This window comes from Microbacterium marinilacus (assembly GCF_019753765.1).
GTDB lineage: Bacteria > Actinomycetota > Actinomycetes > Actinomycetales > Microbacteriaceae > Microbacterium > Microbacterium marinilacus.
In genome coordinates, this window is record NZ_JAIJZW010000008.1 from 86,498 (window position 1) to 102,861 (window position 16,364).

Consider the following 16,364-nt stretch of genomic DNA (forward strand, 5'->3'; position numbering starts at 1 on the left):
AACGCGACGCCGTGACCGGCCGCCCACAGGCGGACCGGGTGAGGAGCAGAACATGCGAGCCGAGAGCCACCCCGCAGCTGCCGAGGTCGACGTCGACGCGTCGGGGCACGAGGAGGTGCTGCACTGCCATGACGAGGCGACGGGCCTGCACGCCATCATCGCGATCCACGACACGACGCTCGGCCCGGGGCTCGGCGGCACGCGCTTCCGCCCCTATGCGAGCGAGCAGGACGCGCTCCGCGACGCGCTGCGGCTGTCGCGGGGCATGACGTCGAAGAACGCCGCCGCGGGCCTCCCGTTCGGCGGCGCGAAGGCCGTCATCATCGGCGACCCGCGCTCGACGAAGACCCCCGAGCTGCTGCGCGCCTATGGCCGCTTCGTCGACGGGCTCGGCGGGCGCTACGTGACGGCGGCGGACCTCGGAACGAACTCCGACGACCTCGACATCGTGGGCGAGGAGACGACCCACATCACGGGACGCACCGCCGCGGCCGGCGGGGCGGGCGACAGCGGCCCGGCGACGGCGCTCGGGGTGTTCTCCGCGCTGAGCGCCGCGGCCGATCGGCTCTGGGGCGGCCTCTCGGGGCGCACCGTCGGGATCGAGGGCGCCGGCAAGGTCGGCGGCGTGCTCGCTCGCCTGCTGGTCGAGGCCGGGGCCACGGTCGTCGTCGCGGACCCCGACCCGGCGGCGCGGGAGCGCGTGCGGGCGACGGGGGCGCGGGCGGCGGAGGAGACGCTCGCAGGCCTGCTGGACGTCTACGCGCCCTGCGCGCTCGGGGCGACCGTCACCGTCGAGCGCGTCACGGAGCTCGGCGCGCGCCTCGTCTGCGGAGCCGCGAACAACCAGCTGCCGGCAGCGGAGGAGGACGCCGCGCTGCACGCCGCGGGCATCCTGTGGGTGCCCGACTACGTCGCCAATGCGGGAGGGGTCATCCACCTCGCGGGTTACGAGCGGCTCGGCCGCACGCCTGCGCAGGTCGACGACGACGTGCGCCACATCGCCGAGACGACCCGCGAGATCCTCGCGCACGCCGCGGAGGCCGGGATCCCCACCGGCGCCGCGGCCGACGAGGTCGTCGCCGCTCGCCTGGCGGCCGCGCGTGGCTGAGTCGCTCGAGCCGACGCCGGTCGTCACGACCACGGTCGGCCGGTATCTCGCGACGCGCCTCGTGCAGCTGGGCTGCCGGCACCTGTTCGGCCTGCCGGGCGACTTCAACCTGAACCTGCTCGACGAGATGCTCGCCGCCGGTGACGGGGCGGGTGGCGACATCGTGTGGATGGGCTCGGCGAACGAGCTGAACGCCGCCTACGCCGCCGACGGCTACGCCCGTGTCGGCCGCACGGTCGGCGCCCTCGTCACCACGTACGGCGTGGGGGAGCTCTCGGCCGTCAACGGCATCGCGGGGGCGTACGCCGAGGACGTGCCGATCGTGCACATCGCCGGCCTGCCGAGCCGGGCGTCCATCCGCAGCGGCGCGCGACTGCATCACACGCTGCTCGACGGAGACTTCCTGCACTTCGTGCGCATGTTCGCCGAGGTCACGGCCGCGCAGGCGGTGCTCGACGGCGAGGACGCCGCCGCCGAGATCGACCGGGTGCTCGAGACCATGCTGGCGACGAGCAAGCCGGTGTACCTCGGCGTGCCCCTGGACGTGGCGCGCGCCGGGGTGGACGCCTCGCGTCTCGCGACGCCGCTCGCGAGGCCGGCGAGCGACCCCGACGCCGTGGCGGCGTTCGCGGAGGCGCTGCGCGCGCGGGTGGAGCGCATGGACCGCCTCACCGTGCTGGCCGGCCCCGGTGTGCACCGCCGCGGTCTCGAGGAGGGCGTCGCCCGCCTCGCCGAGACCGCGGGCGTGCGCATCGCGTCGCAGGTGGGGTCCAAGGCGATCCTCGACGAGACCCACCCGGCGAGCCTCGGCACGTACCTCGGGCGCAACACGCTCGATCCGCGCTCGCAGGCGGTCGTGGACGATGCCGGCGTGCTCGTCATGATCGGCACCGTGTTCAGCGACTTCACGACGGGGTTCTTCAGCCACCGCTACGAGCCCGCGCATGCGATCGAGCTGGCGCTCGACCACGCGCGCATCGGGCCGGCGGTCTATCCGGCGGTGCGGCTGCAGGACGGACTGGCCGCGCTGCAGGACGCCGTCGCCGACCTCGCCTTCGCGCTGACGGCCGACGTGCCCCCGGCCGAACCGCTCGAGACGCCGCGCGACGACTCGGCGCCGCTCGACCATGCGGCGCTGTGGGCGGTGCTGCAGGAGTGGATCGACGGGCCCGCGGGCGCGGGCGGCACGACGCTGATCGCCGAAGCGGGCACGGCGTTCTACGGCGCGCTCGACCTGACCCTGCCCGCCCGCAGCGACCTGCTCGGTCAGCCCGTGTGGTCGTCGATCGGCTACACGCTGCCGGCCGCCTGGGGCGCCGCGCTCGCCCGCCGTGACCGGCGCCCCGTGCTGGTGATCGGCGACGGCTCGGCCCAGCTCACCGTGCAGGAGCTCGGCCGGCTGCTCGACCAGCCGAACGCGCCGGTGGTGCTGCTGCTCGACAACGACGGATACACGGTGGAGCGCAAGATCCAGAGCCCCGACGCGGTCTATCAGGACATCCCGCGCTGGGACTGGAACGCGCTGCCCGCCGCGCTCGGAGCGCGGGCGGCGCGCGTGCACGAGGCCGCCACCCCGGGCGAGCTGCGTGGCGCGCTCGCGGAGGCGGGCGACCGGTCGACGTCGCACTTCGTGCGCGTCCGTCTGGGCCGCGACGACGCCCCGCGCCTGCTCGTGGCACTCGCCGCGGGCATCGCCGAGGCCAACGCCCGCGCCTGAGCCCCTGCACCGCACGCGGAGATCTGCACGGATTCGGAGGGATCCGGCCGATCCGCTCCGAATCCGTGCAGATCTCCGGATCCGTGCAGCTCTCCGTGCCCCGTGCGGGCGGGGCAGCGGGGCGGAGCCGGGTCAGCGGGTGGGAGCTACGTCCACGAGGCGGGTGCGGAAGCGCTCGAGGCGCTCCGGGTCGACGTCGACGCCGAAGCCCGGGCCGGTGGGCACGTCGACGACGCCGTCGTGCATCCGGATCGGCTCGGTCGTGATGTCCTCGCTGTAGAAGCGGTCGGATCCGGAGATGTCGCCCGGCAGCGTGAAGCCCGGCAGGGCCGCGAGCGCCGCGTTCGCCGCGCGGCCGATGCCGGTCTCGAGCATGCCGCCGCACCACACCGCGATGCCGTGGGCGCGGGCGAGGTCGTGGATGCGGCGCGCCTCCAGGTACCCGCCGACGCGACCCGGCTTGATGTTGATCACCGCCGCGGCGCCCAGCGAGATCGCATCGGCGGCCGCCTCCGCTGAGACGACCGACTCGTCGAGGCAGATCGGCGTGCGCATGAGCTTCGCCAGCTCGGCGTGCTGGCGGATGTCCGCCTCGCCCAGGGGCTGCTCGATCAGCAGCAGGCCGTGTTCGTCGAGCCGGTGCAGGTGCGGGGCGTCGACCAGCGTGTAGGCGGCGTTGGCGTCGACCTGGAAAGGCAGGTCGTCGCCGAACTCGCGCCGCACCGCGGCGACGTGCGCGACGTCCGCCCCGGGCTGGATCTTCAGCTTGATACGCGCGTAGCCCTGGTCGATGTAGCCGCCGACGGTGCCGACCGTGGCCTCGATCGACTCCTGGATGCCGACCGAGACGCCCGACGGCACCGTGGTCGACACGGCGCCGAGATACGAGGCGAACGAACGTCCCTCGGCGCGCAGCTGCGCGTCGATGACCGCCATCTCGACCGAGGCCTTGGCCATCTGGTGCCCGACGATGTGGCGCAGGAGGTGCCCGACCGTCTCGGCCGTGACGTCGTCGGCCGCGTAGAGCAGGGGTGCGAGCCAGCGCTCGATCACGAACGCCGCGCCCTCGACGTGCTCGGGCGAGTACACCGGGTCGGGGAGGGCGACGTTCTCGCCCCATCCGGTCACGAGCTCGCCCGCCGCGGTCTCGAGCTGCGCCTCGACCAGGAAGCAGCGCTTCGCGGTCTGGGTGCCGAAAGACGTGGTGAACGGCGCCACGAGCGGCAGCTCGACGTGGTGGAGGCGCAGGCTGCGGAGCTTCATCGGGGGTCCTTCTCGGGAGCGGTGTTCGTGAGCACGTACATGCCGCCGGCCGCGGCGGGCCGGGCGAAGTCGACGACGCGCCAGCCAGATCCCAGCAGGTCGGTCAGCGCGGTGCGGGTCTGCTGCCGCCATCGCCGGGCGGTCTCCGGGTCGGTGCGGCGCAGGCCCTCGATGTCGCCGGGCACGGCGACCAGCGCGGTGGCCGCCGTGCCCGGGCGCGCATACGTCGAGGGCGCGCCGTCGAGGTCGGCGACCGCGGGATGGGCGCCGTCGAGCCGTGGCTCCGGTCGCGTCGCGGCCGGCGGGCGGGTGCGGAGGTCCCACCGCATCAGCACCCGGTCGGTGTGCTGGCCGGCGTTGACCCGGTCGGTCATCGACCCGTAGAAGTCGGGCAGGTACTCCGCGGCCGTCGCACCGAGGCGCCGCAGGTTGAAGAACGCGTTGCGCGCGACGAGCGGGTCGAACGTCCAGGTCATCGTGTCGATGCCGCGCTCGAGGCACCAGGCGCGCTGGGCGAGCTTGACGGCGCGGCCGATGCCGCGGCCCACCGCGCTCGGCAGCAGCCCGAGGATGTGCGAGTGGAACGCGCGCCCGGGCGGGCCGCAGAAGCCCATTGCCGCCCCGACGACCGTGCCGTCGGGCTGCTCGACGGTCGCGACGTAGCCGCCGGAGTGGGCGAGGGCGACCGCGAGCGGCGTGTCGAACTGCGGCTGCTTCCAGCCCCAGATCTCGCCCATCGCGTCGGAGACGCGCCGAGCGGCGTCCGCGTCGTGTGCGGCGACGATCCGGATCCCGGCCGCCTCGCACGCGGCGTCGGCGAGCCGCCATGCCGCCGAGGCGCCCGCGGGCGCATCCAGGATCGTGTCCATGCCGTCAAGCATCGGTGGATGCGCGAAGGCGCGGTGTGTGCGATCGGACGAACGCCCGGGGGCAACGTCGTCCGATCCGACGAACGCACGCACGCTCGCCGCTCATACCGTCGTGCCATGGCGAACACTCCCACTCCGCAGGCTGACGCGGCCGAGCTGCGCGACTGGCTCGCAGCCGAGCTGCCGGCGCTGATCGAGAAGCACGGCGTCCCCGGTGCGCAGGCGGGCGTGCTCGTCGGCGGCGAGATCGTCGACACCGCCGCGGGCATCCTGCACCTCGGCACGGGCGTCGAGGCGACGACCGACGCGCTGTTCCAGATCGGATCGATCACCAAGGTGTGGACGGCGACGCTGGTGATGCAGCTCGTCGACGAGGGGCTCCTCGACCTCGACGAGCCGGTCCGCACCTACCTGCCGGAGTTCGCGATCGCCGACGACGCGGCCGCCTCGGCCATCACGGCCCGGCACCTGCTGTCGCACCAGGCGGGGTTCGAGGGCGACCTCTTCACCGACACCGGGCGCGGGGACGACTGCGTGGAGAAGTACGTCGCGACGCTCGCCGACACCCCGCAGCTGTTCACGCCCGGCACGAGGTTCTCCTACAACAACGCGGGATACGTGGTGCTGGGGCGCCTCGTCGAGGTGCTGCGCGATGCGCCGTACGAGCGGGTGCTCACGGAGCGCCTCATCCAGCCGCTCGGGCTCACGCATGCGGCCCCCGGGCCGTACGAGGCCATCATGCACCGCGTCGCGCAGGGTCATGTCCCGGCGGGGGAGGGCGCCGACGGCGCGGCCGGAGGCACGCCCACGCTGGTGCCGGCGCCGCTGTGGGCTCTCGTGCGCTCGAACGGCCCTGCGGGGTCGACGCTCGCGATGCGCGTCGCCGACCTGCTCGCCTTCGCGAAGCTGCACGTCGACCGCGGCGTCGCAGCCGACGGCTCGCGCGTGCTCTCCGCCGACTCGGTGTCGGCGATGCAGCAGAAGCAGGTGGACGTGCCCTTCATGGGTCTGCTGGGGGAGGCATGGGGCCTCGGCTGGGAGCTCGACGAGACTCCCGCCGGCCCGATGGTGTCGCACGACGGATCGACCGTGGGCCAGAACGCGTTCCTGCGCGTGATCCCCGAGCTCGGCATCGCGGTGAGCGTGCTCACGAACGGCGGTGACGTCTACGCGTTCTCCCGAGAGATCTTCGACACGGTGTTCGAGAAGCTGACGGGCGCGGCGGTCCTCGCGGCGCTGCCCACCCCCGCCGACCCGGCGGCCGTCGTCGACGAGGCCACCGCGGCTCCCTTCCTCGGCACGTACTCGGCATCCGTCATGGACGTGATCGTCACCCGCGACGACGACGGGGCCCTCTGGGTCGAGTCGAAGCTCAAGGGCGACTTCGCCGATCTGCAGCCGCCCGAGCCGCCCGAGCGCGTCGTGCCGTACAGCGAGCGCGGCCTCATCCAGGCGGAGGGGCAGGGCGGCATCCACATCGTCTACGCGTTCGTCGACGAGGGCGACGACGGCCGGCACTCCTTCATCTTCACCAGCCGCGCCCTTCCGCGCTCTCGATGACGTCCTGCTCCACCTGACCCGCTGCGCGCACCCCCCACCCGCGCACCACCTCACCCCGGAGGACACCGCCATGAAGATCCGCGACCTCTCGACCGGCGCGCGCCTCGCGCTCGTCGGCATCCCGTTGGCGAGTGCGCTCGCCCTGACGTCCTGCGCGGGTGGCGACGCCCCCGCCGGCGAGTACGCCGAGGATGGATCCTTCGTCTTCGCGATCAGCACGGACATCGGCTCGCTCGACCCGCACCTGGGTGCGACGAGCGCCGGGTTCGCGGCGGCGAAGTTCGCCTACGACCCGCTCGTCAACATCGGCGGGGACGGCTCGCTGACGTCGGGGCTGGCCGAGGAGTGGGAGGTCGACGGCACGACGGTCACCTTCACGCTGCGCGACGACGTGACCTGCGATGACGGCTCGGAGATCACCGCGTCCACTGTCAAGGGCAACCTCGACTACATCGGCGACCCCGCCAACGCCAGTCCGCTGCTCGGCGCCTTCGTTCCCGCGGGCGCGACGGTCGAGGCCGACGACGAGGCCGGCACGGTCACGCTCACCCTGGCGAGCCCGTCGCCGTTCGTGGTGGAGGGGTTGGCACAGGTCGGGATGATCTGCGACGCGGGACTGGCGGACCGTTCGACCCTCGTCGAGGGCACGAACGGCTCGGGTCCGTTCGTGATCTCCGATGTCGCGTCCAACGACCACTACACGTACGCGATCCGCGAGGGGTACGCGTGGGGCCCGGACGGTGCCACGACGGCGGAGGAGGGCATGCCCGCGATCGTCGAGTTCCGTGTGGTGCCGAACGAGACCACCGCCGCCAACCTGCTGCTGTCGGGCGACATCAACGCTGCCCGCATCATCGGCCCCGATGCCGCGCGACTGGAGGGCAAGGAGCAGTTCTCGAGCGAGGCGATCACCGGCGAGACCTGGTTCAACCAGGCCGGTGGCCGGGTGACGGCCGATCTCGCGGTGCGCACGGCGCTGACGCAGGCGCTCGACCTGGACGAGCTGGCGAACGTCATCACGTCCGGCACCGGGAAGCGCGCCACCCAGCTCGCGGTCGCCGCGCCGGCGCCCTGCGTGGGCGGCGACTTCACGTCGGCGCTGCCGGAGGCGGGCGCCGAGAACGCCGCCGCCACCCTCGAGGACGCGGGATGGACCCGCGCCGGCGACGGCTGGGAGAAGGACGGCCAGGCGCTGTCGGTGACCTTCATCCACGACTCGGCGCTCGCCGCGGGCGGCTCGGCGGCCGCCGAGCTGGTGGTCGCCGCCTGGACCGAGCTGGGCGTGCAGGTCGACGCCAGTACCATGCCCACCGACGAGCTGTCGGGCGTGATGTTCGGCGGCGGCGAATGGGACGTCATCTGGGAGCCGCTGAACGTGAACACCCCCGACCAGCTCATGGGCTTCCTGACGGGGGCGGGACCGGCCGACGGCGGCGTGAACTTCGCGTCGATCGCGAACGCCGACTACGAGGCGAAGGCGGCGGAGGCGATGCAGCTCGTCGGCACCGACAGCTGCGACACCTGGTTCGAGGCGGAGGCGGCGCTGACGGAGAACCTCGACGTGCTGGCCTTCGCCAACAACGTGCTGCCGATCTACGCCGAGGGCGCCGAGTTCTCGGGCACCGACGCGGTCGACCCGACCACCATCCGCGTGCTCCCGTAGTCAGCGGGCCGGGCGCACCGACCCGAACGGCTCGCCCGGCTCGCCCCTCCACCTCCGACAGCCCACGACGGAAGCGGATCCGCACCGTGACGATCACCGAGAACGCCGAGCAGGCCCCGGCCGACGCCGCGGCGCCCGCGAGGACCGGTCTGCTGCAGCGCCGGTGGATGCGCTTCGCGCTGCAGCGGGGCGGACGCCTGCTGCTGTCGCTCTGGGTGCTCGTCACGGCCGCCTTCCTGATGATCCATCTCGTGCCGGGCGATCCGATCCGCGCCTCCCTCGGCCCGACCGCCACCCCCGAGCTGATCGAGCAGACCCGGCGCAACCTCGGGTTCGACGCCCCGCTGTGGGAGCAGTACCTGCGCTTCCTCACAGGCATCTTCACGGGCGAGCTGGGCACGTCCATCCAGTTCCGGCTGCCGGTCGCCGACGTGATCGGCGACCGTCTTCCCGCGACGCTGGCGCTCGGCGTCGCGGGCTTCGTCGTCGCGGTGCTGATCGCGATCCCGGTCGGAGCGCTGGTGGCGGTCGCGACGCGGCGCGGGCGCAACCGCGGCGTTGAGCTGGGCTTCGCGTCGTCGAGCGTCGTGATCGGCACGATCCCCGACTTCCTGCTCGGCGTCGCGCTCGTGTGGATCTTCGGCGTGACGCTGAGATGGCTGCCGGTCGCGGGAGAGGACGGGCTGGCGTCGTACGTGATGCCCGTCGTCGCGCTCGCCGCCGGGCCCGCCGCGATCCTCGCCCGCATCGTCCGCGTCGAGCTGCTGGCGGCTCTGGAGGCCGACTACGTGCGGACGGCCCGGTCCAAGCGCCTCGAGCCGACGAGGGTGGTGCTGCGGCACGCGCTGCCCAACGCCGTCACGGCGTCGCTCACCCTCGGCGGGCTGCTGCTGGGGTCGATGGTCGCCGGCACCGTGCTTGTCGAGAACGTCTTCGCGTGGCCCGGCATCGGGTCGACGGTCACCGGCGCGATCCTCGGCAAGGACTACCAGCTGGTGCAGGGCATCGTGCTGGTCTACGGCGTCGGGGTGCTGCTGGCCAACACCGTCGTCGACGTGATCCTGGCGGTCCTCGATCCGCGTTCGACGATCCTCGAGGGGGCCCGCTGATGCGCGCGCTGCGGATCCTGCGCAGCCCGCTCGGGCTCGGCGCCGCGCTCATGCTCGTGGTGGTGCTGGCCGTCGCGATCGTCGCCCCGCTGCTGTGGGGGCAGGCGGCCGAGCTGCGCGACACCACGAACATCAACGCCGCGCCGTCGCTCGATCATCCGATCGGCACCGACGCCCTCGGCCGTGACCTGCTTCTGCGCACGCTGGTGGCGACGAGGCTCACGGTCGTGCTCGCGCTCGGCGCCACGGCGATCGCCCTCGTCATCGGCGTGGTGCTCGGGGCGGCTCCGCTGCTGCTCGGACGCGCGCTGGGCCGGATCGTCGTCACCGGCGTCAACATCGCCGTCGCGTTCCCGGGAATCCTGCTCGCCCTGTTCCTCGCGACGATCCTCGGCGTGGGCGAGTATGCGGCGATGTGGGCGATCGGCGTGGCCGGGGCGCCGGCCTTCGCCCGGCTGTGCCAGACGCTGGTGGCGGGGGTGATGGACCGCGACTACATCGGTGCCGCGCGCGTCGCCGGCCGCGGCCGGTTCCACATCCTGCTGCGGCACGTGCTGCCGAACATCGCCGAGCCCCTCATCGTGAACGCGACCATCGCGGCGGGCGGCGCGCTGCTGGCGTTCGCAGGGCTGTCCTTCCTGGGCCTCGGGGTGCAGGCGCCCGCGTACGACTGGGGTCGGCTGATGATGGAGGGCCTCAGCCGCATCTATCTCAACCCGCTCGCGGCGCTCGCCCCCGGCGTGGCGGTCGTAGTCGCCGGCCTGGCCTTCAACCTGACCGGCGAGGCGCTCGCGAAGGTGTACTCGGTGTCGGCGATGCCCGTCACGATACTCGGCATGCGGGCGCGGCGGGCCCGTGTCTCGGGGCCCGCGGCCGCATCCGGCGGCGAGGCGGACGGAGTGGTGGACGACGCCGTGCTGGACGTCCGCGGTCTGCGGGTGACGCTGCCCGGGCCTCGCGGAGACGTCGCCCCGGTGCGCGGAGTCGATCTGCGGATCGCGGCACGGGAGGCCGTGGGGATCGTGGGCGAGTCCGGATCGGGCAAGTCGCTGACCGCGCTCGCCATCGCCCAGCTCGTGGAGGCGCCCCTCCGCGTCGAGGCCGAGACGCTGCGGTTCGCGGGCGACGACCTCGCCGTCGCGCCGCGCGGCCCCTCTGCCGTCGCCGCCCGTCGTCGCCTGCTGGGCACCTCGCTCGCGATGGTGTTCCAGGATCCGATGACCTCGTTCAACCCCACGATGCGGATGGGCGTCCAGCTGGCCGAGGTGTCCCGCTTCCACGGGGGACTGCCGTGGAAGCAGGCGCTCGCGCGGGCCGTCGAGCGCCTGGGCGCGGTGAGCATTCCTGATCCGCGCCGGCGCGCCAGGCAGTATCCGCACGAGTTCTCGGGAGGGATGCGTCAGCGCGCGATGATCGCGATGGGCATCATGGCCGAGCCCCGGCTCGTGATCGCCGACGAGCCCACCACGGCGCTCGACGTGACCGTGCAGAAGCATGTGCTCGGCCTGCTCGGACGGGTGCGCCGGGAGAACGGCGCGGCCATCCTGCTGATCAGTCACGACGTGGCGGTGGTGCGCGAGGTGTGCGACAGGATCGTGGTGATGTACGCCGGGCGCATCGTCGAGGAGATCGCGTCGCACCGTCTGGCGGAGGACGCGCAGCATCCGTACACCCGCGCGCTGATCGCCGCGGTGCCCGACATGGCGACGCCGCTCGACCGTCCGCTCGAGACCATCCCCGGTCGCCCCGTCGACCCGGCCCGCGTGCCCGAGGGGTGCGCGTTCGCGGCGCGCTGCCCGTTCGCGACGGAGCGCTGCATCGTCGAGGACCCCGCGCTGCAGGAGGTCGAACCGGCCGAGAGCGACCGCCCGGGAGCGCCCCAGCGCGTCGCCTGCTGGAACCCCGTCACCACGCCGGCCGCGCGCCGGCGGGCCGAGGCCCCCGCGACCACCTCCGCGCTCTCCGTCGTGGAGGCGGAGCGATGACCGAGCTCGTGATCGAGGACCTCGTCGTGCGCTACGGCCACGGCGCGAGCGCCCACGTCGCGGTGGACGGCGTCAGCCTGACCGTGCCCCACGGTGAGATCGTGGGGCTGGTGGGGGAGTCGGGGTCGGGCAAGTCGACCATCGCCCGTGCGATCGTGGGCCTCGCGCCGGTGACGAGCGGCCGCATCCTCGTCGGCGGCGCGGACGGGGCACGACGAGGCCGCGGGCGGCGTCCGGTGCAGATGGTGTTCCAGGACCCGCAGTCGTCGCTCGATCCCCGGATGAGCATCGGCGAGTCGATCGCCGAGTCGTTGCCGCGGGGCCTCCGAGGGGCGCGCCGTCGCGCCGAGATCGCCCGGCTGCTCGAGCTCGTGCACCTCGACCCCGCGCGGGCGGACGCCCGGCCGGCCGAGCTCTCGGGCGGGCAACGCCAGCGCGTCGCGATCGCCCGAGCCCTGGCGTCCCGTCCCGAGGTCATCGTCGCCGACGAGATCACCTCGGCGCTCGACGTCTCGGTGCAGGGCGCCGTGCTGAACCTGGTGCGCGAGCTGCAGGCCGAGCTCGGCCTGTCGATGCTGTTCATCTCCCACAACCTTGCCGTGGTGCGGTACGTCGCCACCTCCGTCGCGGTCATGCGCGAGGGTCGCATCGTCGAGCACGGCCCCGCCTCGCAGGTCCTCGAGACCCCCGAGCATCCCTACACCCGCGAGCTGCTCGCCGCAGTTCCGGAGCCGGTCCACCCGGCCACCTGAGACAGATCCCGACCCCCTGAAATCGAAGCCCCGCTTCCCTGACCCCGAGGAGTGCACGATGTCCACGACCGAAGCCCCTGCCGTCCCCGCGTCCGACGGCGCACGGTTCGACGCCGAGCACTGGCGGCAGCGCCTCGCCGAGCTCGCCGCCAAGCACGGCGTGCCGGGCGCCCAGCTCGGCATCTTCCGCCTCGGCGCCGACGGCGCGCCCGACGAGCAGCTCGTCGTGTCGCACGGCCACCTGCACGTGCCCGCGCAGATCCCCGTCTCCGACGACGCCGTCTTCCAGATCGGATCGATCTCGAAGGTCTGGACCGCGACCGTCGCGATGCAGCTGGTCGACGAGGGCCTGATCTCGCTCGACACGCCGATCGTCGAGGCGCTGCCCGACTTCGAGCTGGCCGACATGGACGTCGCCCGCACGGTGACGCTGCGCCACCTGCTCACCCACACGAGCGGCATCGACGGCGACGTGTTCACCGACACGGGGCGCGGCGACGACAACCTCGAGAAGTACGTGGCCCTGCTCAAGGAGCAGACGCAGAACCACCCGATCGGCGCCACCTGGTCGTACTGCAACGCGGGGTTCTCGCTGGTCGGGCGCGTGATCGAGAAGCTCACGGGCAAGGCCTGGGACACCGCGATGCGCGAGCGTCTCTACGCGCCCCTCGGGCTGAAGGCCACGGGCACCCTGCCGGAGGAGGCCATCCTGCACCCCGCCGCGGTGGGCCACAACGTCGCCGAGGACGGCACCGCGACCGTCGTGCCGGTGTGGAGCCTGCCGCGCCCGCTCGGCCCTGCGGGGCTCATCACCTGCCCGGTGGGCGACCTGCTGTCCTTCGCGAGGATGCACCTCGCGGGCGGTCTGGCTGCCGACGGCACGCGCGTGCTGTCGGAGGCCGCCGTGGCCGAGATGGCCTCCAAGCAGGCGGAGCTGCCCGACCCCTACACGCTCGGCGACTCGTGGGGCGTCGGCTGGATCCGGTTCGACTGGAGCGGCCATCGTCTGATCGGGCACGACGGCAACACGATCGGCCAGGCGGCCTTCCTGCGCCTGCTGCCCGAGGCCGGGCTCGCGGTCGGCCTGCTCACCAACGGCGGCCACACCCGCGATCTGTACATGGACCTGTACCGCGAGATCTTCTCCGAGCTCGCCGGGGTCGAGATGGCGCAGCCGCTGCAGCCCGTCGAGGGCGCCGTCGGAGACATCACCTCGCACGTCGGCACCTACGAGCGGGCGTCCGTGCGCATCGAGATCGAGGCGCCGGCGGAGGAGGGCGGACGGCCCGTCCTGCGGATGACGCCGCTCGGCCTGCTGGCAGAGCTGGAGGACGACCCGGGCACCGACTTCGAGCTGCACCCCGTCGAGGGCGACGACCTGTGGGTCACGCGCGAGCCGGGCACGGAGACGTGGATGGCCGTGACGTTCTATGAGCTGCCGGGCGGAGAGCAGTACGTGCACCTGGGGGCTCGGGCGACGCCGAAGAAGGCCGCGTGACCGCTGTGCTCCTCGCCGGTGGCCGGGTCGTCGACCCGGCCACCGGCACCGATCGCGTCGCCGACATCCTCATCCGCGGCGGGACGGTCGCGGAGATCCTCGACCCGGGAACCACGCCTCCCGCGGACGCGACCGTGGTCGACGTCGCGGGGAAGATCGTCGGACCGGGCTTCATCGACCTGCACAGCCACGTGCACTCGATCGCGGGGCAGCGGCTGCAGGCGATGGACGGCGTCACGACGGCCCTCGACCTCGAGATGGGCCTGTCGCCCGTCGAGAAGGCGTACGCGGACGCCGCCGCGCAGGGAAGGCCGCTCCACTACGGCTTCTCGGCGTCGTGGCTGCTCGCGCGCGCCGTGGTGCTGTCGGGGCGGACCGCCGACGCCGATCCCTTCGGCGGGCTCGACATCCTGAGCGACCGGGCCTGGCTGGGAGACTCCTCGCCCGCGCAGCTGGCGCGCTGGCTCGGCATCCTCGAGAGCGAGCTGGCCGACGGCGCGCTCGGCATCGGCGTGCTGATGGGCTACGCGCCGGAGACCGATCCGGCGGAGTTCCGCGCCGTCGCACGCCTGGCCGCGTCCGCGGGGGCGCCAACGTTCACGCACGTGCGCGAGATCGTCGAGTCGAACCCCGCCACGCCCGTCGACGGCACACTCGAGGTCGCCCGCTCGGCCATGGAGTTCGGCGGCGCCGCGCACCACTGCCACGTCAACTCGACGTCGCGCCGGCACATCGACCGCACGCTGTCGACCATCGAGACCGCGCGGGCCGGGGGAGCGGGCATCACGGTCGAGGCGTATCCGTACGGGGCCGGGTCCACCGGGATCGGGGCGGCGTTCCTCGCGCCCGAGGCGCTGCCCGCCTGGCAGCTCACGCCGCAGAGCCTCGTGCTCGTCGCGACGGGCGAGCGCATCCGCGACGAGGCGCACCTGCGCCACGTGCGCGCGACGGATCCCGGGGCGCTGTGCATCGTCGAGTTCCTCGACGAGCGGGACGAGCGGGACGCCGCCCGGCTCCGTGCCTCCCTCGCCTTCCCCGACAGCATCGTCGCGTCCGACTCCATGCACGTCATCTGGCCTGACGGCTCGACCGACAGCCGCGAGTGGCCGCTGCCGCCCGGCGGGCAGACGCATCCGCGCACCGCGGGCACGTTCGCGAAGTCGCTGCGGCTGATGGTGCGCGAGCGCGGGCTGTGGACGTGGCTCGAGGCCTTCCGGCGGTGCAGCTATCTGCCCGCGCGGCTGCTCGACGGCGTCGCGCCCGCGGCGACGCGGAAGGGGCGCCTGACGGCCGGCGCCGACGCCGACATCGTGGTGATCGATCCCGACACGATCACCGACCGCGCCACCTACCTCGACCCCACCCGACCGTCCCTCGGCGTCGCCCACCTGCTGGTCGCCGGTGAGTTCGTCGTGCGAGACGGGGATATCGTCGAGAACGCGTACCCCGGACGCGGACTGCGAGGAGAGCCGAGATGAGTCATCCGCTTGTGACGTGGGCCGAGACGAGCCTGCCCGACATGCTCGCCGACCTCGAGCAGGTGATCCGGTGCGAATCGCCGTCGTCGGACCACGTCGCCGTGGCGCGGTCGGCCGACCTGATCTCGGGCATCGGCGCCCGCCGGCTCGGCTTCGCGCCGGAGCGCCTCGTGATCGACGGCGTCACCCACCTGCGCTGGCAGCTGGGCTCTCCCGACCCCGACGCCCCGCGCGTGCTGCTGCTCGCTCACCACGACACGGTCTGGCCGGTCGGCTCGATCGAGACGCACCCGTTCTCGATCCAGGACGGAGTGATCCGCGGCCCCGGATCGTTCGACATGCTCACCGGCCTGGTGATGGCGATCCACGCCGCGGGCACCTTCGCCGACGGCCCCGGCGGCCAGCTCGCCGAGTCGGCGATCACGCTGCTGGTGACGGGCGACGAGGAGGTGGGCTCGAACGCCTCGCGTGCCCTGATCGAGCAGGAGGCGCGCGGCTGCGTCGCCGCGCTCGTGCTCGAAGCGGCCGGGGACGACGCCGCGGGCCGCCCCGGCGCGCTGAAGATCGGGCGCAAGGGCACCTCGATGTACCGGATCAACATCGCCGGCCGCGCGGCTCACGCCGGCACCGAGCCCGAGAAGGGCATCAACTCGCTCGTCGAGCTCGCGCACCAGGTGGTGGCGGTGCAACGGCTCGCCGATGCGTCGGTCGGCACCACCGTCGTCCCCACGGTCGCGCGCTCCGGAACGACGACCAACACGGTGCCCGGGCGGGCGTGGTTCGACGTGGACGTGCGAGCGCTGACCATCGCCGAGCAGCATCGCGTCGACGAGGGGATCCGCGAGCTCGCCTCGCACACGGGTGCCACGCTGACCGTGACCGGCGGCATCAACCGCCCGCCGCTCGAGACGGCGGCGGCGCAGGCGACGTGGGAGCGCGCGCAGGCGGTGGCGGAGAGCATCGGCATCGAGCTGCCGGAGGCGATCGTCGTCGGCGGCGCCTCGGACGGGAATATCACCGCCGGGGTCGGGGTGCCGACGCTCGACGGGCTCGGCGCCGTCGGCGGCGGTGCGCACGCCGACCACGAGCACGCCATGGTCGCAGACATCCCGATCCGCACCGCCCTGCTGGTGGGGCTGATCCGCGATCTGCTCGGCGGCGAGGCGCCGTGACGTCCAGCCGTCGTACAGAGGCGGCTTGGACAATGGCCGGAACATCGGTCGACTAGACTCGCGCCTTATCGGCAGGGGAGACCCCGTCGAGGAGGGTTGTCCGAGCGGCCGAAGGATCTGGTCTTGAAAACCAGCGGGCAGCGATGTCCCGTGGGTTCGAATCCCACACCCTCCGCTTGCTGGGAGCCCC

12 protein-coding genes and 1 tRNA gene are annotated in these 16,364 nt (G+C 73.3%); 11 read left to right on the plus strand and 2 right to left on the minus strand.

Annotated features, from left to right (window positions below):
* Positions 1-52 precede the first annotated feature (52 nt).
* The gene (locus K5S26_RS13595) at positions 53-1,108 is read left to right on the plus strand and encodes a Glu/Leu/Phe/Val dehydrogenase dimerization domain-containing protein (protein WP_221859098.1); all 1,056 of its coding nucleotides are present in this window, start codon (positions 53-55) and stop codon (positions 1,106-1,108) included.
* On the plus strand, positions 1,101-2,825 hold the full coding sequence (locus tag K5S26_RS19215) for an alpha-keto acid decarboxylase family protein (protein ID WP_221859100.1): 1,725 nt from the start codon (positions 1,101-1,103) through the stop codon (positions 2,823-2,825). The genes K5S26_RS13595 and K5S26_RS19215 overlap by 8 nt, the downstream gene beginning before the upstream one ends.
* Positions 2,826-2,957: 132 nt before the next feature.
* Here the strand turns inward: K5S26_RS19215 and menC are convergent, their stop codons facing one another.
* Together menC and K5S26_RS13610 are read right to left on the minus strand one after the other, a co-directional pair.
* Positions 2,958-4,088 carry an o-succinylbenzoate synthase gene (gene menC / locus K5S26_RS13605; RefSeq protein ID WP_221859102.1) on the minus strand — a complete coding sequence of 377 codons (1,131 nt, stop codon included), beginning with the start codon at positions 4,086-4,088 and terminating at the stop codon, positions 2,958-2,960.
* Positions 4,085-4,957, minus strand: a complete 873-nt coding sequence (locus K5S26_RS13610; protein WP_221859103.1) for a hypothetical protein — start codon at positions 4,955-4,957, stop codon at positions 4,085-4,087. Before K5S26_RS13610 ends, menC begins: the two co-directional genes overlap by 4 nt.
* Positions 4,958-5,074: 117 nt before the next feature.
* Here K5S26_RS13610 and K5S26_RS13615 point away from each other — a divergent pair, with 117 nt between their 5' ends.
* From K5S26_RS13615 to K5S26_RS13655, 9 genes are all read left to right on the plus strand, one after another.
* Positions 5,075-6,517, plus strand: a complete 1,443-nt coding sequence (locus tag K5S26_RS13615; RefSeq protein WP_221859105.1) for a serine hydrolase domain-containing protein — start codon at positions 5,075-5,077, stop codon at positions 6,515-6,517.
* Positions 6,518-6,587: 70 nt separating this feature from the next.
* The gene (locus K5S26_RS13620) at positions 6,588-8,180 is read left to right on the plus strand and encodes an ABC transporter substrate-binding protein (RefSeq protein WP_221859107.1); all 1,593 of its coding nucleotides are present in this window, start codon (positions 6,588-6,590) and stop codon (positions 8,178-8,180) included.
* An 86-nt stretch (positions 8,181-8,266) separates the two neighbouring features.
* Positions 8,267-9,289 (plus strand): ABC transporter permease, encoded by a 1,023-nt coding sequence (locus tag K5S26_RS13625; RefSeq protein WP_221859109.1) that lies wholly within the window; start codon positions 8,267-8,269, stop codon positions 9,287-9,289.
* On the plus strand, positions 9,289-11,274 hold the full coding sequence (locus tag K5S26_RS13630; protein ID WP_221859111.1) for a dipeptide/oligopeptide/nickel ABC transporter permease/ATP-binding protein: 1,986 nt from the start codon (positions 9,289-9,291) through the stop codon (positions 11,272-11,274). The genes K5S26_RS13625 and K5S26_RS13630 overlap by 1 nt, the downstream gene beginning before the upstream one ends.
* On the plus strand, positions 11,271-12,026 hold the full coding sequence (locus K5S26_RS13635; RefSeq protein ID WP_221859113.1) for an ABC transporter ATP-binding protein: 756 nt from the start codon (positions 11,271-11,273) through the stop codon (positions 12,024-12,026). Before K5S26_RS13630 ends, K5S26_RS13635 begins: the two co-directional genes overlap by 4 nt.
* Before the next feature lie 58 nt (positions 12,027-12,084).
* Positions 12,085-13,524: a serine hydrolase domain-containing protein gene (locus K5S26_RS13640; protein WP_221859115.1), complete on the plus strand. Its 1,440-nt coding sequence runs from the start codon at positions 12,085-12,087 to the stop codon at positions 13,522-13,524.
* Positions 13,521-15,002: an amidohydrolase family protein gene (locus tag K5S26_RS13645; protein ID WP_221859117.1), complete on the plus strand. Its 1,482-nt coding sequence runs from the start codon at positions 13,521-13,523 to the stop codon at positions 15,000-15,002. The genes K5S26_RS13640 and K5S26_RS13645 overlap by 4 nt, the downstream gene beginning before the upstream one ends.
* Positions 14,999-16,174 carry a M20 family metallopeptidase gene (locus tag K5S26_RS13650; protein WP_221859119.1) on the plus strand — a complete coding sequence of 392 codons (1,176 nt, stop codon included), beginning with the start codon at positions 14,999-15,001 and terminating at the stop codon, positions 16,172-16,174. Before K5S26_RS13645 ends, K5S26_RS13650 begins: the two co-directional genes overlap by 4 nt.
* Before the next feature lie 90 nt (positions 16,175-16,264).
* A tRNA-Ser gene (locus K5S26_RS13655) sits at positions 16,265-16,349 on the plus strand.
* Positions 16,350-16,364 lie beyond the last annotated feature (15 nt).